Annotated in this window: 17 protein-coding genes; 11 read left to right on the forward strand and 6 right to left on the reverse strand. The window is 63.8% G+C overall.

Translation table 11 applies throughout. The annotated features are described in order from the left end of the window. Positions 1-61 precede the first annotated feature (61 nt). Complete coding sequence (locus tag JJ959_RS11825; RefSeq protein ID WP_292883842.1) at positions 62-538, forward strand: PilZ domain-containing protein; 477 nt, start codon at positions 62-64, stop codon at positions 536-538. 10 nt (positions 539-548) lie between these two features. On the opposite strand, the gene JJ959_RS11830 is transcribed toward JJ959_RS11825, so the two are convergent. Next, positions 549-2,006, reverse strand: coding sequence for a D-aminoacylase (locus JJ959_RS11830; RefSeq protein WP_292883844.1), 1,458 nt, complete (start codon positions 2,004-2,006; stop codon positions 549-551). A gap of 173 nt (positions 2,007-2,179) precedes the next feature. Between JJ959_RS11830 and JJ959_RS11835 the strand changes: the two genes are divergently transcribed. From JJ959_RS11835 to JJ959_RS11860, 6 genes are all read left to right on the forward strand, one after another. Further along, on the forward strand, positions 2,180-3,343 hold the full coding sequence (locus tag JJ959_RS11835; RefSeq protein ID WP_292883846.1) for an FAD-binding oxidoreductase: 1,164 nt from the start codon (positions 2,180-2,182) through the stop codon (positions 3,341-3,343). A 186-nt stretch (positions 3,344-3,529) separates the two neighbouring features. Next, positions 3,530-4,324 carry a sulfate adenylyltransferase subunit CysD gene (gene cysD / locus JJ959_RS11840; protein ID WP_292883848.1) on the forward strand — a complete coding sequence of 265 codons (795 nt, stop codon included), beginning with the start codon at positions 3,530-3,532 and terminating at the stop codon, positions 4,322-4,324. A 39-nt stretch (positions 4,325-4,363) separates the two neighbouring features. After that, on the forward strand, positions 4,364-6,250 hold the full coding sequence (gene cysC, locus JJ959_RS11845; protein ID WP_292883850.1) for an adenylyl-sulfate kinase: 1,887 nt from the start codon (positions 4,364-4,366) through the stop codon (positions 6,248-6,250). A gap of 132 nt (positions 6,251-6,382) precedes the next feature. Then, positions 6,383-7,558 carry a 2OG-Fe(II) oxygenase gene (locus tag JJ959_RS11850; RefSeq protein WP_292883852.1) on the forward strand — a complete coding sequence of 392 codons (1,176 nt, stop codon included), beginning with the start codon at positions 6,383-6,385 and terminating at the stop codon, positions 7,556-7,558. Between the two features lie 18 nt (positions 7,559-7,576). Further along, positions 7,577-8,119, forward strand: a complete 543-nt coding sequence (locus tag JJ959_RS11855) for a sigma-70 family RNA polymerase sigma factor (protein ID WP_292883854.1) — start codon at positions 7,577-7,579, stop codon at positions 8,117-8,119. Then, the gene (locus JJ959_RS11860) at positions 8,103-8,870 is read left to right on the forward strand and encodes a hypothetical protein (protein WP_292883856.1); all 768 of its coding nucleotides are present in this window, start codon (positions 8,103-8,105) and stop codon (positions 8,868-8,870) included. Before JJ959_RS11855 ends, JJ959_RS11860 begins: the two co-directional genes overlap by 17 nt. A gap of 42 nt (positions 8,871-8,912) precedes the next feature. On the opposite strand, the gene JJ959_RS11865 is transcribed toward JJ959_RS11860, so the two are convergent. From JJ959_RS11865 to JJ959_RS11885, 5 genes are all read right to left on the reverse strand, one after another. Next, positions 8,913-9,167 (reverse strand): hypothetical protein, encoded by a 255-nt coding sequence (locus tag JJ959_RS11865; protein ID WP_292883857.1) that lies wholly within the window; start codon positions 9,165-9,167, stop codon positions 8,913-8,915. Beyond that, complete coding sequence (locus JJ959_RS11870) at positions 9,164-9,790, reverse strand: metalloregulator ArsR/SmtB family transcription factor (RefSeq protein ID WP_292883859.1); 627 nt, start codon at positions 9,788-9,790, stop codon at positions 9,164-9,166. Before JJ959_RS11870 ends, JJ959_RS11865 begins: the two co-directional genes overlap by 4 nt. A gap of 69 nt (positions 9,791-9,859) precedes the next feature. Next, the gene (locus tag JJ959_RS11875; RefSeq protein WP_292883861.1) at positions 9,860-11,437 is read right to left on the reverse strand and encodes a cisplatin damage response ATP-dependent DNA ligase; all 1,578 of its coding nucleotides are present in this window, start codon (positions 11,435-11,437) and stop codon (positions 9,860-9,862) included. Then, complete coding sequence (locus tag JJ959_RS11880; protein WP_292883863.1) at positions 11,437-12,462, reverse strand: ligase-associated DNA damage response exonuclease; 1,026 nt, start codon at positions 12,460-12,462, stop codon at positions 11,437-11,439. Before JJ959_RS11880 ends, JJ959_RS11875 begins: the two co-directional genes overlap by 1 nt. Before the next feature lie 2 nt (positions 12,463-12,464). Continuing rightward, positions 12,465-13,070 (reverse strand): SIS domain-containing protein, encoded by a 606-nt coding sequence (locus tag JJ959_RS11885; protein ID WP_292883865.1) that lies wholly within the window; start codon positions 13,068-13,070, stop codon positions 12,465-12,467. Positions 13,071-13,297: 227 nt separating this feature from the next. On the opposite strand from JJ959_RS11885, the gene JJ959_RS11890 reads away from it, so the two are divergent. The 4 genes from JJ959_RS11890 (at position 13,298) to JJ959_RS11905 (ending at position 17,401) form a co-directional block, all read left to right on the forward strand. Continuing rightward, positions 13,298-13,468, forward strand: a complete 171-nt coding sequence (locus JJ959_RS11890; protein ID WP_292883867.1) for a hypothetical protein — start codon at positions 13,298-13,300, stop codon at positions 13,466-13,468. A gap of 158 nt (positions 13,469-13,626) precedes the next feature. Then, positions 13,627-14,424 (forward strand): enoyl-CoA hydratase-related protein, encoded by a 798-nt coding sequence (locus JJ959_RS11895; RefSeq protein WP_292883869.1) that lies wholly within the window; start codon positions 13,627-13,629, stop codon positions 14,422-14,424. A gap of 19 nt (positions 14,425-14,443) precedes the next feature. Further along, a complete protein-coding gene (locus tag JJ959_RS11900) occupies positions 14,444-14,884 on the forward strand; it encodes an STAS/SEC14 domain-containing protein (RefSeq protein WP_292883871.1) in 441 nt (146 codons plus the stop codon). Positions 14,885-14,923: 39 nt separating this feature from the next. Beyond that, complete coding sequence (locus JJ959_RS11905) at positions 14,924-17,401, forward strand: ligase-associated DNA damage response DEXH box helicase (protein ID WP_292883893.1); 2,478 nt, start codon at positions 14,924-14,926, stop codon at positions 17,399-17,401. Position 17,402: the final 1 nt, after the last annotated feature.

The following is a 17,402-nucleotide window of genomic DNA, read 5'->3' on the forward strand; positions in this document are numbered from 1 at the left end:
CAGATCGCCGGGCTTCGGCAATAGTTTTCGGGAGTCAGATACAACCTCGATGAGGTGACGTGTGACAGCAGGTGCAGCTCCACGGCCGGAAGGCTCCAAGCCCGTCTCCGAGGGTCTCGCTGGCCTTCAGGTGAGCGTTGAACGCATTCTCGCGACAATGACAGACGATCAACTGGCGGCAGAATTGGCCGACATCCTGCATGACATCGCCGCGCTCAGGCTCTATGTGGACATGCCGAAGGAAGGGGACCGGCGCCGGGATCTGAGAGAACCACGCCGTGATATCTCGATCTTCAGAATCGACGGTCAGGACGTTGATTGCGCGATCCAGGATCTCTCGATCGGCGGCGCCTATATCGTCGCCGATCTGCCGGTCGAGCCGAACAGCGAAATCGCGCTGAACATTCCCGAAGCCGGCAATGTGACCGCCCGGGTCGTCCGGCAAACCGACACCGGGGTCCATGTCCAGTTCGAGAAACTGACGGACCAGCAGATCATCGCCATAACCGAAAGCCTGCAGGCGCACTACACCCGCTAGCCGCAAACGGTCAGGCCGCGAGCGTCGCACCGCGCCGGAGCGCCCTGCCCGGCCGCGCGCCGGTATGGGCGCCGCCGCCCCAGACCATGCGGCCATTGACGAAGACGCTCTCGATCCCGCCTGCAGGTGCTGTCGGGTGGTCGAAATCCGCCCGGTCGATGACCGTCTTCTCGTCGAAGACGCAGAGATCGGCATAGTTTCCTTCGGCCACCGTACCGCGGCCTTTCAGGCCGAACTTTTGCGCCGAAAGACCGGTCATGCGCCGCACCGCCTCTTCCAACGGGAAAAGCTCGAGATCGCGGCAATAGTGGCCGAGCACGCGCGGGAATGTGCCCCAGAGCCGAGGATGCGGAAACTCGTCATGCGGCAGCCCGTCGGAGCCGATCATGGCGTGTTCGAACTTGAGGATGCGCTGCACGTCCTCTTCGCTCATGGAGAAATAGATCGCCCCCGCCGGCTGCAGCTGTTCCGCCGCCTCGTAGATGTCGCAACCGAGTTCCTTCGCGATATCCGCGAGATCGCGTCCGGCGAGATCGGGCCGTGCCTTCGACCAGGTGATCTTCACCCGTTCGGAGAGGGCGATGGAATCCGGCTTCAGCACCGTCGAGGAGGCGCAATAGGGATAGATATCGAGACCGATATCCTGATGGTGCATATGCTTCTCGAAGCAGGCGAGCGTCTCGCAGCTGCGCCCAAAATTGTGTTTCCCCTGCACCTTGTGGTGCGAGACGATCACCGGGCAATCGGCTTCGCGGCCGATCGTGAAGGTTTCCTCCAGCGAGTCCATGATCTCGTTGGACTCGTTCCGCATATGCGTGACGTAGCGCGCACCGAAGGCCTTCAGGCTGCGCGACAGCTCTATGACCTCTTCGGTCGGCGCCTTATGGGACGGCGCATAGAACAGGCCTGTCGAGAACCCGACAGCGCCGGAATCCAGCGCTTCCTCCAGGAGGCCGCGCATCTGCTTGATCTCTTGTCCCGTCGCCGCCCGGTCGAGCCGGTCCATCGTCCCGACACGGAGCGTGGAATGGCCGACCAGGAAGGCCGCGTTCACCGACGCCGGTGCCTGCTCCACAGCAGAGAGGAAGCTGTCGAAAGTCCGGAACTTGTACCAGTCGGGATCGCCGATCAGGTCGAGCGGCGGTGGCGGCGCAACGTCGAGGACAAGCGGCGCGAGACTTATACCGCAATTGCCGACCACCACCGTGGTCACGCCCTGACTCACCTTGGCGTCGAAATCGGGCTGCGAGAGCAGCATCCGGTCGTCGTGGGTATGCACATCGATGAAGCCGGGGGCGACGATGCGGTTGCTGACATCCACTCGCTTGCCCGCCTCGGCCCCCGAGAGATCACCGACCGCGGCGATTTTCTCGTCGCGGATCCCGACATCGGCGCGCCGGCGCGGCCCGCCGGTTCCGTCAACGACGTCACCGCCCTCAAGCACGATATCGTAGGCAGCCGCAGCCATGTTCAATCCCCTTATGATCCCTGTTCGTCTATTGCGATCGGACTGCGTCATGCCGGGTCCTGTCAACGCCCCTCCCGGAACGAATGCGCTGGCCGCCCGGAACCATTGCCCCCCTTGAGCCGCTCCGCCGCATGGGCGTAAGGTCCGGGTCCCACCTTCGGAACACCAGCATCATGACCAACACGATTCAGCACGCGGATTTCCTCATCATCGGGGCCGGGATGGCCGGCGCTTCCTGCGCCTATTTCCTCGCGCCGCACGGCTCCGTCATCCTATTGGAACGCGAGGATCAGCCCGGCTACCATACGACCGGCCGCTCCGCCGCGCTCTATATCGAGAGCTATGGCAATGCCGCGATCCGCGCCCTGAACCGTGCCGGAAAACCGTTCTTCCTCAACCCGCCCAAGGGCTTTGCGCAAGATCCGATCCTGACCCCACGCGGGTCGCTGACCATTGCCGAAGCCGATCAAGTGGACGCGCTCGAGGCGGCCTACGCGGAACAGGCCGCGACGATCAAGGGCCTTGAAATCGTCGAGGGCCAGCGCCTGCTCGATCTCTTCCCCGCCATCGATCCGGAAAAGACGGTGCGCGGCCTCTACGATCCGAACGACATGGACATGGATGTGCACGCCCTACACTGGGGCTTCATCCGGGGCATGCGGGACAAGGGCGGTAAGCTCGTCACCGACGCCGATGTCCGCGGCCTGACGCGTAGCCCCGACGGCTGGAGTGTCGAGACCCGGGCGGGAACCTTCACGGCCCCGGTCGTCATCAACGCCGCCGGCGCCTGGGCCGACGAGATCGGCAAGATGGCAGGCGCGAAACCGATCGGCCTGGTGCCGAAGCGCCGCACCGCCTTCACCTTCGATCCGCCGGAAGGGCTCGATCCTGACAAGCTGCCGGCTGTCGTCAACGTGAACGAGGATTGGTACGTCAAACCCGAAGCGGGCCGCTTCATGGGCTCTCCCGCGGACGAGACCCCGTCCCTGCCGACAGACGCGCAGCCGGAAGACCTCGATCTCGCCATCGCCGTCGATCGGATCGAGAACGCGACGACGCTCAAGGTCGGCCGCTTCCACAGCCGTTGGGCGGGCCTCAGGTCCTTCGTCTCGGACAAGACCCCGGTGGTTGGCTTTGAGCCCGGTCTCGAGGGCTTTTTCTGGCTCGCAGGCCAGGGCGGCTACGGCATCCAGACCTCGGCCGGCCTCGGCATGACCTCCGCCGCGCTCGCCCGCGGCGCGGCGCTACCGGAAGAGGTTTCCTCTCAAGGCCTGAAAGCGAGCGATCTCGCACTCGACCGCCCGGCTCTGGCGAACGCGGTCTATTTCACCGGATAAGCTCCCCGCGCCGGAACAATGTTTCGCCGTTCCGTCCAAGACAAAGGTCAGGCTTTCGCCTGAAGCTGCAAATACGTGACAGGAACGTGCAAATCGTTCCCGATACCCTTTTGCGCTTTTGACAAGTCGCCATATGGGGCCTAGAAACCGCGCTCCACTTGGAATTGAAACGGAAACACCGGCCCGATGGATCATCTCGACGCGCTGGAAGCGCAGAGTGTCTACATTCTGCGCGAGGCTTTTAACAAGTTCGACCGCATGGGCATGCTCTGGTCACTTGGCAAGGACTCGAACGTCATGGTCTGGCTCGCCCGAAAGGCGTTTCTCGGCCATGTCCCCTTCCCGCTGATGTTCTGCGACACCGGCAAGAAGTTTCCCGAGATGTACGCTTTCCAGAAGAAGTACGCCGCCGAGTGGGGCGTGAACCTAATCGTGAAGGACTGCCCGCCGATCGAGGAGATCGATCCGACGCTGCCGCCGGCGACCCGTTCCGCCGCGCGCAAGACCGAGGCCCTGAAGCGGCTGATCGCCGAACGCGACATCCAGGCCGTCATCGCCGGTATCCGCCGCGACGAGGAAGCGACGCGCGCCAAGGAGCGCGTCTTCAGCCCGCGCGGTGAGAACGCGGAATGGGACTTCCGCGACCAGCCGCCGGAATTCTGGGACCAGTTCAAGACCGACTTCGCCCCGGGCACGCATATCCGCATCCATCCGATCCTGCATTGGACGGAGCTCGATATCTGGCGCTACATCCAGCGCGAGAACATTCCAATCGTGGATCTCTATTTCTCGAACAACGGCAAGCGCTACCGCTCCCTCGGCGATCAGGACATCACTTTCCCGATCCAGAGCGAGGCCAGCACGATCGAGGAGATCATCGCCGAACTGGAAGCGACGACGATCGCCGAGCGCAGCGGCCGGGCCATGGATCACGAGGCGGAAGACGCCTTCGAACGGCTCCGCACCGCGGGCTACATGTAAATCGCGGCACGCGTCAGAACCGCACAAAGAGATTTTCCGATGACCCTCTCCTCCGAAAGCCCCGCTCTCAAGCTCGTCGTGGTCGGCCACGTCGATCATGGCAAGTCGACCCTGATCGGTCGCCTGCTGCACGACACCGACTCCCTGCCCGACGGCAAGGCCGAGGCGGTGATCAAGATGTCCGAACGGCGAGGCATGCCGGTCGAATGGGCCTTCGTGCTCGACGCCCTGCAGGCCGAACGCGACCAAGGCATCACCATCGACACGACGCAGATCTTCTTCAATACCGATAAGCGCAACTACGTCATCATCGACGCGCCCGGTCACAAGGAGTTCCTGAAGAACATGGTCTCCGGCGCCGCGCTTTCCGACGCGGCCCTGCTGGTGATCGACGCCAAGGACGGGATGCAGGAACAGTCCCGCCGCCACGGCTATATCCTGCACCTGCTCGGCGTCCGTCAGGTTGCGGTCGTGATCAACAAGATGGATCTCGTGGAGTATCGCGAGGAGCGCTATCAGGAACTGACCGGCGAGATCCGCAAGTATCTCTCCGGTCTCGGCCTCGAAGCCGCCGCCATCGTCCCGATCTCCGCCCGCGAAGGCCAGGGCATGGTCGCGCGTCCGGACCGGATGCCGTGGTACGAGGGCCCGCACCTTGTCGAGGTGCTGGACGGCTTCAATCCGCCGGTACTGCCGACCGACCGTCCGCTGCGCCTGCCCGTGCAGGACGTCTACAAGTTCGACGAGCGCCGCATCATCGCCGGCCGCATCGAGAGCGGCCGCATTCATACCGGCGACCGGATCCTGATCTCGCCCTCGAACAAGACCGTCACGGTCAAGAGCATCGAGAGCTGGAACGTGAAGGACCCCGCGCTCGGCGCGTCTGCGGGCCAGTCCGTCGGCATCACTCTTTCCGAGCAGCTCTTCATCGAGCGCGGTCAGGTGATCAGCCACGAGAGCAACCCGCCGATCGAGACCAACGTGTTCCGCGCCCGGATCTTCTGGCTCGGCAAGAAGCCGCTCGAAGTCGGCAAGCGCTACAAGCTGAAGCTCGCGACCAACGAGCAGACGGTCGAAGTGCAGTCGATCGAGACCGTGATCGACGTCGAGAACCTGACCTCGAGCGCGGGCGACAAGCTCGAGCGCAACGGGATCGGCGAGGTCACGCTGCGCGCCCGCGCCATGCTGGCGCTCGACGAATTTGCCGAGAACCCGAAGACCGGCCGCTTCGTTCTGGTCGACGAGTACGACACGGTCGGCGGCGGCATCATCTTCATGGAAGGCTATCCGGACCAGCGGGCCCGGGGCGACGTCCGTTCGACCAACATCACCGCGGTCGAGCATCGGGTGACGCCGGATCTGCGCGCCCGCGCCAACGGCCACGAGGGCGGCATCCTCTGGCTGACCGGCCTCTCCGGCGCCGGCAAGTCGACGCTCGCCATCGAGGCGGAACAGCAGCTCTTCGCAAAGGGCTATCAGGTCTATGTGCTGGACGGCGACAATATCCGCTTCGGGCTCTCCTCCGATCTCGGCTTCGCGCCGGAAGACCGGGCGGAGAATATCCGTCGCGTCGGCGAGGTGGCGAAGCTCTTCGCCAGCGCGGGCGTTCTGGTCTTGACCGCCTTCATCTCGCCCTACCGCGCAGACCGTGACCGCGCCCGCTCGATCGCACCCGACCTGTTCCACGAGGTCTATGTCGCCGCCGATGTCGCGACCTGCGAGGGTCGCGATCCGAAAGGCCTCTACAAAAAGGCGCGGGCCGGAGAAATCAAGGACTTCACAGGCGTTTCGGCCCCCTATGAGGAGCCGGTGACGCCGGAGCTGACGGTCGATACCTCCGACAAGACGGTGAACGAGTCGGTGGCGGAGCTGCTCGCCTATGTCGAGGAAAATTTCAGCCTGACGCGCAACGGCGGTGGGCGTTGACGGACGATTAGCAGACGCCCAAGTAGCCGGGCGTTTGCCCTTAAAGGAATTATTTTCGTGATCGCGATATTTCCGGGATGAAATCCCGGCGCGGCTCCGTATCCGATTTAGTTGAGTCGGGATACGAGCAAAATGACCTTCCCCCTTTTGTCTGAAAGCCTAACCCATATGCTGCCGGGAGATCCCGCGCCGGGATTCTCGCTACGAACCGTCAAACACGCGAAATTCGCGCTCGAAAGCATGGGCGGGCGCTACCTCGTTTTGTGTTTTTTCGGCAGTGCCTCCGAAAGCCATGCACAGCGCGCCTGCAAAGCAGCATATTCCCGTCCGGACCTTTTCGACGACAAGCATGCCAGCTTCTTTGGCGTAAGCATCGACCCGACGGACGAAAGCGAGGCCCGGCTTACCCACCGGAGTCCGGGTCACAGGCATTTCTACGATTTCGATCTCAAGGCAGCGAAGCTTTACGGCGCATTGCCCCGTACGGCGAGCCCGACCAACGCCCTGGACGGTCTGATGCGCCAGTGGGTAATCATCGACCCGACAATGCGGGTGATCGCAGCGATCCCGTTCCAGGCGGATCAAGGCGACATCATCGCGACCATCTCGCTCGTCGAGGGACTGAACCCTCCGGCGCGCTTCGCCGGGACCGAGCTGATGGCGCCTATCCTCTACCTGCCCCGGGTCTTCGAGCCCGAGCTCTGCCGGCACCTGATCGGGGTCTATGAGGCAGAGGGAGGGAAAGAAAGCGGCTTCATGCGCGAGGTCGAAGGGCGAACGCTGGGTGTGCTTGACCCACGCTTCAAGCGGCGCAAGGACGTCACCCTGAAAGACGACAGGCTGATCCGGGAATTGCAGATGCGGTTCGTTCGCCGGGTTGTCCCAGAAATCGCCAAGGTGCATCAGTTCAAGGTGACACGGATGGAGCGCAATATCGTTGCCTGCTATGCGGCCGAAGACGGGGGGCACTTCTCGGCGCACCGGGACAACGATTCGAAGGGCACGGCCCACCGGCGTTTCGCCGTCTCGGTCAATCTGAATGACGACTTCGAGGGTGGCGAAGTGAGTTTTCCCGAGTACGGATCCCGCTCCTACAAGGCCTCTCCGGGTGGCGCAGTCGTGTTCTCCTGCTCGCTTCTGCACAAGGTCAGCAAGGTGACCCAAGGGCAGCGGTACGCGTTCCTGCCCTTCCTCTATGATGATGCCGCTGCGCGCATCCGGAAGGAAAACGCCCACTTCATCGGACCGGAAAAGACCCAGCCCGGCGACACCGAGGCCGAAGCGCAACCGGCCGAGGCCGTAGCGTGAAATTTGACGGACATACGAATGAGAGGTGACAAAATCGACATCGTGGGACAGATCGACATCCTTAGGAGGTATGCCCGGGTTTTGACCCGGAACGCCTCGGCTGCGGACGATCTTGTCCAGTCGACGTTCTTGCGGGCACATGAACGAGCTGCGACCTTCCGTCAAGGCGCGGATGAGCGCGTCTGGCTGATGTCGATCCTGCACAACATCTTCATCGACGAACGCCGCAGCGCGAGGGCGAGCCAGGCCAGAGAACGCGCTTGGATGGACCTTAATCCCGGTTTCAGTGCACCGAGCGGTGAACCGGCCGCAAGGCTGCGACAGATCAGGGAAGCTTTCCTTTCGCTCTCACAGGAGCAGAGAGAAGCGCTCCATCTGGTTGGCGTGGAAGGGTTTGAACTGGCAGAAGCGGCGAAAATCCTCGGCGTACCGACAGGGACCGTCATGTCCCGGGTGGGCCGTGCACGGGAAGCTTTGAGAGATTTCGAGACATCCGGCCGAAAAGGCCTCAAGGCGCGCAGCTTCAAGATCGTAGGAGGACATAATGAGCGATCAGACTGAGGCTCCGCGTGAAATCGAAGCAGATCTTCTGGCGTTTTTGCAGGGACGGCTCGATGCGGAGCGCGCATATATCGTCGCGGACCATCTGGCCGACAATCCGGAGCGCGCGGCGGAAATGCTTGCGGACGCACGGAACATTGAAGGACTGAGGCTGTCGCTATCAGAGCTGGACACGCCCCCGTCCGCAGCGATCCTTGCCGGGGCTCGCCGTCTGGAAGGCCGCCTGCAGAGACGTCACGCGTTGCACCGGTTCGCCCCGATCGCAGCGTCGCTCTTCATTTTCGCCGCCGGCTGGTCTACCAACACGGTGCTGCAGACTTTCGGAACCGCCAATGCTCATCCACTGATAGAAGCAGCCCTCGACGCTCAGGCCGCACTGGATCTCCGGCACTGGATGGTCTCGCAGCCTGAAAGCACGGATCTCAACACGGCGGAAATCGTCGGTGCGCTCGGTATTAAATTGCCGGCCCTACCCACGGGCTGGATCGTTCGCGATGTCCAGGTTGTGTCTTCGCCCGAGCGCCCGGGCGTTGCAATCGATCTCGACACGCCTGAGTTCGGACGCATACTGCTATTCGCGATCGCGAGAGATGCAAACGGAAGCGACACCTCGCTCACTGCATTCGACTATCAGGGAAAATCCGTCGCACTCTTCACTAGCGGACGTTCGGCTTTTGTCCTGGTCGACGAGTCCGGTCATCCGGAACAGATCACGGACGGAGCCAGGCAACTTCTCAGTCTGATGCACTGACCAGTGCATCCAAAGGCCCCGTGCCGGAAAGCAAGGAATTGCTCAGAGATGCTTCCCGCGCTCGAGAATCTCGAGCACATATTCCCGGTAGGTCATGCCGAGTTCCTTCGCTCGCTTGATGCGGCGCTGGAGGATCAGCCGGTCCGGCGTCTCCCAGGCCTTGGCGCTTGCCTTCTTCCAGTGCGTCTTGTGCCAGACATTGCTGAGCGGCGGCCCCTGATTGTGGCCGATGCCAATGGGAACCGGTTTGCGCAGGCCGACCAGCGCGGAAACCTTGTGCCGTTTGATGCGATTCATTTGGGCGTGATCCGATAGGCGCAGCGCCGCGCCCCCGAAAGAATGTGGTCAGTGCGCTCTACCACGCAATCCGGCCCGAGAACATCCTGAAACAGCTCCAGTTCGGCCCGGCACAGCCCCTGGCATTCGGCAGCGGCCGCGCAGACCGGACAATGATTTTCGACAAGCAGGTACCCGCCGTCTTCCGTCCCGGAACATTCGGCCATGTAGCCTTCGCGATCGCGCAGACCAACCAGCCGCTCGAGCTTCTGGCGAAGGGTGGATGCCTCCGAGACCTCTGCCTTGTAGGCCGCAAGATTTTCCGCGCGGCGCTTCTCGATCAGGCGGTCGAGACCGGTCTCGCCGAACAGGTCGCGGACCGACTGGAGCAGGTCGACGGTGAGCTGCGCGTGACTGTCAGGAAACCGTGCATTGCCCTCTTCCGTCAGCGCCCAGTAGCGCTTGGGCCGACCGCGGCCCTCGGGCCTGTCCTCATGTCTGACCAGACCGGCGTCGGCCAGCTTGGCGAGATGCTGGCGCGCCGCCTCCCCGGTCATGGAGAAGCGCGCGCCGAGTTCCCCGATGGTCTGAGGACCCCGGGTCTTCAGCTGAAAGAGAATACGGTCTGCGGCGCGGTCATTCATCTCGGATTCCAACAGGTTATCCGTTTTTATCAAGAAACGGCTTGGGTTGGAAGCGCGCGTACCCGCTGTTCAGACGATCAGCTTCTCGAGGCTCTCCAGCCGGTCCGCCTCCTCCACAGGCTTGTCCCAGCGGATGCGGTGGAACCGCGGAAAGCGCATGGCAACGCCGCTCTTGTGGCGGGACGAGCGATGCACGCTGTCAAAGGCGACCTCCACGACGAGGCCATGCGCGACTTCGCGGACCGGCCCGTAGCGCTGCACGGTATTATCCCGCACCCACTTATCGAGCCGCTTCAGCTCCTCGTCGGTGAAGCCGGAATAAGCCTTGCCGACCGGCACCAGCTCCGGCCCGCCTTCTCCCTCGCGCCAGGCACCGAAGGTGAAGTCGGAATAGAAGGACGAGCGCTTGCCGTGCCCGCGCTGGGCATACATGACGACGGTGTCGAGGGTGAGCGCGTCGCGCTTCCACTTGAACCAGGGTCCCTTCGGGCGGCCGGCGATATAGACGCTGTCCCGCCGTTTCAGCATCAACCCTTCGAGCTGTTCGCCGCGGCAGGCATCGCGAAGCGCTTCCAGCGCCTCCAGATCCTCGAAGTTCACGATCTCCGACAGGTCCGTCCGCTCGGGCTGCTCGCGCTCGAGGAAGCGCTCCAGCCGGCCCCGGCGCTCCGTGAATGGCAGCGATCGCAGATCCTCGTCACCGTCGAACAGGATATCGTAGAGGCGGATATGCGCCGGATGGTCCTGCAGCATACGGCGCGTCACGCGCTTGCGGTTGAGACGCTGCTGCAGATCGTTGAACGGCGCCACCTCACCGTCACGCTGAACCAGCAGTTCGCCGTCGAGTACGCCTTCGAAGGACACTAAATCGACGATGTCGGGAAAGGCTGCGGAGATATCGTCGCCGGTCCGCGAATAGAGTCTCACCTCGCCACCGCGGGACGCGATCTGCACCCGGATGCCATCCCATTTCCATTCCGCGACATATTGCGAGAGATCGAGACGGGCAAGATCGCCCTCCTCCAGCGGATTGGCGAGCATCAATGGCCTGAAGACCGCGCGCTGGCTCATGTCCGGCTGATCGGATTGCCCCTCAAGCCAGTCGAAGAGCTCGCCGTAAGGAGGCTCGAGCCCGTGCCAGATCTCCTCAATCTCGTCGACCTCGCGGCCGAAGGCCTCGGCAAGCGCGGTCTTGGCGAGGCGTGCGGACACACCCACCCGCATTCCACCGGTCACCAGCTTCAGGAGCGCCCAGCGTCCGGTCGCGTCCAACGTGTCGAGCCAGCTTTCGATGACTTCGGAAGCGGCCGCCGCACTTAGCCCGTCGAGTTCCGACGGAATCTCGCCAAGCGCGGGCGCCGCCCGGTTGGTCGGGCGCTCGGGCCAGATCAGCGCCGTGGTCTCCGCGAGATCGCCGACGAAATCGTAGGACCAGCCGAACAACTCGGGATCGACCCGCTGCATCACCAGCGCCCGGATCATTGACGGCTTGGCGCTCTTTACTTCGAGCGCGCCCGCCAGCGCCGCGAGCGCGATGCCCCGGTCCGGATCCGGTGCCGAGCGGAAGTAATCGGCCATCAGCTTCAGCTTGGTATTGCGCTGGGGCGCGTAGAGCAGACGGTCGAGCAGATGGGCGAAGCGCAACATCAGCCCTCCTCCTCGTAACCGAGCAGTCTGAGAGCCTTGGCCTCGATCCCCTTTTGCCGTGCCGCATGAACCAATGCTTCCTCACGCCCGTGCGTCACCCAGACTTCCGGCGCGCCGACATCGTCGAGCGTCTGCAACAGCTCGTCCCAATCGGCATGGTCCGAGATCACCAAAGGGAGTTCGACGCCGCCCTGCTTCGCCCGCTGCTTCACCCGCATCCAGCCGGACGCCATGGCAACGACAGGATCCGGCAGGCGCCGCGCCCAGCGATCGGCGATCGCCGATGGCGGCGCGAGCACGATCTCGCCGGAAAGATCCGCGCGCGGCTTGCCCTTCTCCCCCGCCGTAGCCGGCAACAGCTCGCCGAGATCGACGCCATGCGCCTGATAGAGATCGCAGAGCGGGATCAGGGCGCCATGCAGATAGAGCGGCCTGTCGTATCCCGCCGCCCGGATCAGCGATATCAGCCGCTGCGCCTTGCCAAGCGAATAGGTGCCGATGACGTGACAGCGCTCCGGAAAGAGACGCCGCGAATGCATCAACGTCGCGATTTCATCTTCGTCCGGCGGGTGACGGAAGACAGGCAGCCCGAAAGTCGCCTCGGTGACGAAGACGTCGCACGGTACCGGCTCGAACCCCGCGCAGGTGCGGTCGGGACGGCGCTTGTAGTCGCCGGAGACAACGACCCGCTCGCCCTTGTATTCGAGCACCACCTGGGCGCTGCCGAGCACATGGCCGGCCGGCACGAGGCGCACCGAAACGCCGTTTATAGAAATCGTCTCGCCGAAAGCCAGCGGCTGACCGGTGCCGAACGGCGTCTCCCCATACCGGGTCCGCATGATCGCGAGGGTCGCGGGCGTCGCCGCGACCGCGCCGTGACCCGGCCGCGCGTGGTCCGCATGACCATGGGTGATGACCGCACGCTCGACGGCGCGGGTCGGGTCGACATAGAAGCCGCCCGGCTCGACAAGCAGGCCCTCCGGTCGGACCCTGATCCAGCTTGCCCTGCGTGCGGCTCTTGCCATTCCTACTCGATATTGTCCGTGCGTGCCTGCTTACCGAGATAGCCGCCGTGATGGCGAAGTCCATATTCGTGCCGCGTCACGCCCTTGCGCTCCATCAGCACAAGCGCCAGCGCGTCGCTCACCGCCGCCATCACCGCCATGCTGGCAGAAGGGGTCAGGCCGAGCGGACAGGGCTCCTTGATCACCCCCATGTCGATGATCACGTCCGCCAGATCGCGCAACCCACTGTCGGGGTGCGAGGTGATGCCGATCACCTTGCCCGCATCGACATGGCGGCTGAGCTCAATGAATTCCAGGACCTCGCGGGTCTTTCCGCTTGTCGAGAAGGCGACGATGCAATCGCCCGGCGCGACCATGCCGAGATCGCCGTGCGCCGCCTCGCTCGGATGGATGAAAAACGCGGGAGACGCCGTCGAACTCAGGATCGCCGCGAACTTGTGCGCGATGAAACCCGCCTTGCCCATGCCCGTCGTGATGATCTTGCCCGGCGTGGTCTGCAGGATGTCGAGGGCCCGCTCATAGGTATCGTCGACCCGGATCGCGTTGATGGCCGCGGCTTCCGCATCGAGGATCATCTTGATGCGGGACTTGATGTCGGAACTGTTCAAGGAAGGCCTCGGGGTTTCGGAATCTGAAGCTGCCGGAACTTACCCGACCGGAGCCCGAGACTCCAGCACGAGATACCTGAAGAAACACAAATCAACGCGCCACACCTCGCCCTCATTATGCACGATATGAGATCAATGCATTGCTGCACTGCAGCATTCTCAATTCCATCCGCTCACACAATCTCCTAAATCTGCAATGACTGATTATTCAGAGTTGGATCCGGAAAATGATCATCGAAAACAACAAGCATCCGCGGGTCTATTTCGAGAACATGCAGCGGAAATGGTCGGTTCTTCAGGCCGGCGCGGCCCAGGACATGATCGACGGAATGTCCCGCCACGGCGAGGACGCGGACCCGCTGGGCGACCTGAGACAGGGCCAGGCGAAAGCAGCCTGACACTTCGCAAGCGCACAAACAAGATAGCCGGACACATCCTGTGTCCGGCTATTTTTTTGATTATGATCAGCAACATAGGGGTTGGAGCCTAGCCGTTCCGAGCTTAGTCTGGATCTCCCAGATCCGAAAGCTCATCCCAGACAGCAGAGAGCCCCCCCATGTCCGACCCCGTCGTCCTGCTTTCCAAAGATCCGCGCGGCGTCGCGACCGTCACAATCAACCGTCCCGAGGTGAACAACGCCTATAACGGCGATGTCATCCAGGGCATGATCGACGCGCTGGAGGAGTGCGGCGCGGACGAGAAGGTGCGGGTTGTCGTGCTGCGCGGCAACGGCAAACATTTCCAGGCCGGAGCCGATCTGCGCTGGCTGAACGAGATCGGTGCGCTTTCCCCGGAAGAGAACGTCGCGGTCTCCCGCCGTACCGCTTCCGCCGTCTGCGGCCTCAATGATTTCCCGAAACCGACAATCGCGCTGGTGCATGGCGGATGCTTCGGCGGCGGCGTCGGCATTGTCGCGGCCTGCGACGTCGTGATCGCCAGCGAGGATGCGATCTTCGCCATCACCGAGGCGCGCTGGGGCGTGATGGCCGGCATCATCGTTCCGCATCTGAATGCCGCGATGGGCCCGCGTAACGTCCGGCGCTACGCCCTGACCTGCGAGCGCTTCGGCGCGGCCAAGGCGGCCGAAATGGGTCTCGTGCACGAGGTCTGCCCGACAGGAGGTCTCGACGCCGCGGCGGCTCCCGTGATCGACCAGCTTCTACTCTCGGCACCAATCGCAATGACCGAGACCAAACAGGTCATTCTCGACCATGCGAACATCACGCTCTCCGACGAGTATTTCGAGGAACTGGTCGCCCAGCATGCGGCCAAGCGCCAATCGGACGAGGCCGCCGAAGGGCTGAAGAGTTTCGCGGAGAAGCGGAACCCGTCCTGGTACACTGGCACGGCCTGAGCGATGTTGCGGGCGCGCCATGCCCAGGATTGAACAAAGCCCGCTCCCGCAGCGGAAGTCGAAGAACGTCATCTGGTCGGTCGACCCGGAACGCAAGCTGCTGTTCATCGAGCTCCGCGGCGGCGTCTCCGATTACGATCTGCTGAAAGACATTCCCCAGATCTGGAAAGACTATCCCGACATCGTCTGGTTCAACGTGATCGTCGATGTGATGGAAGACCGGGGCTCGGGGAACTGGACCTGGGGCGCGTTGCAGCAGATCGCGAAGGAATGGAAAGAGGTCGAGCAATTTCGGAATCCCGACAAGCGCGTCGCGATCCTGACCGACAATTACTGGATCACCCAGCTCGTCAACAGAGCCTTCGGCTTTCTCTTCCGGGGCGAGCGGTTCCGTTGCTTCGAGGACCAAGAAGCGGCGACCGCCTGGGCCGCCTGCGCGCCGGTCGACGCCGCCGATTAACCCCTTGCCGCGCGCCCGGACGACCGCCACTTTTGCACAATGCCGGACGCCGCCGCTACATCCCCGATAGCCACCCCCAACCTGCCCCAGAGCTTTCGCGACTGGTTCGACGAGAAAGGCTGGCATCCGCACCCTCATCAGATCGAGATGCTGGACGCGGCGCGGCAGGGACGACACGCCCTACTCATCGCGCCGACCGGCGGCGGCAAGACGCTCGCCGGCTTCCTGCCGAGCCTGATCGAGCTCGCGGAAGCGCCCCACGAAGGCCTGCACACGCTCTACATCTCGCCGCTGAAGGCGCTCGCAGTCGATATCCACCGCAACCTTCTGCTGCCGATCGAGGAGATGGACCTTCCGATCACGGCAGAAACCCGGACGGGCGATACGTCCCAGTCGAAGAAACAGCGCCAGCGCGGCACCCCGCCGAACATCCTGCTCACCACGCCGGAGAGCCTCGCCCTCCTGCTCTCCTACACCGACGCACAAAAAATATTTGGACGCCTGCGCACCATCGTCGTCGACGAGCTGCATGCCCTCGCCCCGAACAAGCGCGGCGAGCTGCTGGCTCTCGGCCTTGCCCGGCTGGCGCGGCTGGCACCGGATGCGCGGCGTGTCGGCCTCTCGGCAACCGTCGCCTATCCGGAGGCGCTCGAAGCCTATCTCTCGCCCACGGGACGCGCCGGCCAGTCCGATGTCGCCCGGGTAACCGGCGGCGGCGCTGCCGCGGCGGAGGTTAAGATCATGATCGGCCGGGGTCATTTCCCCTGGTCCGGCCATATGGGGACCTATGCGGTCGAGGATATCTACGAGCAGATCTGCGGCGCCGAGACCACGCTCGTCTTCGTCAACACGCGGGCGCAGGCGGAGATCCTCTTCCAGGCGCTCTGGCGGGTGAACGAGCAGAACCTGCCGATCGCCCTGCATCACGGTTCGCTCTCTGCGGAGCAGCGGCGCAAGGTCGAGGCGGTGATGGCCAAGGGCGGACTCCGGGCCGTTGTCGCCACCTCCTCGCTCGATCTCGGCATCGACTGGGCGGCTGTCGATCTGGTCATTCAGGTCGGGGCACCGAAGGGCTCCTCCCGGCTGCTGCAGCGGATCGGCCGGGCAAACCACCGGCTCGACCAGCCAAGCCGCGCGATCCTGATTCCGGCCAACCGTTTCGAGGTGCTCGAATGCCAGGCGGCGATCGACGCGGTGAAGGAGATGACGCTCGACGGCGACCTGCCGAGCGACGGCGCGCTCGACGTGCTGGCGCAGCATATCCTCGGCACCGCCTGCGCCGGGCCGTTCCATCCGGACCGGCTCTATCAGGAAGTCCGCACCGCCGCGCCCTACGCCGATCTGCCGCGCGAGGATTTCGACGCCGTGCTGCGCTTCGTCACCGACGGCGGCTACGCGCTCCGCACCTACGACCGCTTCCGCCGGCTGAGGCCGACGTCCGAAGGATTGCTCTCGGTGGTCAATGAGAGAGTTGCACGTGCCTACCGGATGAATGTCGGCACCATCGTCGAGGCGGTGACATTGAAGGTGCGGATGCGGCGCGGGCGCTTCCTCGGCGAGATAGAGGAATATTTCGTCCAGGGCCTGACACCGGGCGACACTTTCCTCTTCGCCGGCCAGCTCCTGACCTTCGAAGGTGTGCGCGAGACCGTCGTAGAGGTCAGCCCAGGCGGCGACGGGGAGCCTGAAGTCCCAGCCTATATGGGCGGGCGCCTGCCCTTCACGACCCATCTCTCCGACCGGGTCCGTGTGATGCTGGAGGACGACCGAGACTGGCCGGCATTGCCGGCGCCGGTCGAGGACTGGCTCCGCATGCAGCAATGGCGCTCGGTCATGCCGAAGCGCGACCGCCTGCTGGTCGAGATCTTCCCGCGCTCCGGCAAGTTCTATCTTGTCGCCTACTGTTTCGCCGGGCGGAACGCGCACCAGACCCTCGGCATGCTGCTGACCCGCCGCATGGAGCGTGCCGGACTAGACCCGCTCGGCTTCGTCGCGAGCGACTATGTGATCGCGGTTTGGGGACTGGAGGAGCCGCGCCGGGAGGATGTAGAGGCCCTGTTCGACCAGGACATGCTCGGCGACGATCTCGAGGAGTGGATGGCTGAGTCGACGCTGCTGAAGCGCACCTTCCGCAATGTCGCGGTGATCGCCGGGCTGATCGAGCGCAAGCTGCCGGGACACGAGAAGACCGGCCGGCAGGTCACCTTCAGCGCCGATCTCATCTACGATGTCTTAAGAAGCCACGAGCCGGACCACGTGCTGCTGAAGGCGACGCGCGCCGACGCGGCGCGCGGCCTCACCGACATCCGCCGTCTGGCGGACCTTCTCGTTCAGGTTCAGGGAAAGATAGACGTCCGCGCTCTGGATCGGGTCTCGCCCCTGGCGGTCCCGATCCTGCTGGAGATCGGCAAGGAGCAGGTTTACGGCGGCGCCGTCGATAGCCTGCTGGAGGAGGCCGAAGCGGAGCTGGTGGCCGAGGCCACGGGCGGCAACATGCAGGCCCAGTTGCCGATCTGAA

The organism is Nisaea sp. (assembly GCF_017640745.1).
GTDB lineage: Bacteria > Pseudomonadota > Alphaproteobacteria > Thalassobaculales > Thalassobaculaceae > Nisaea.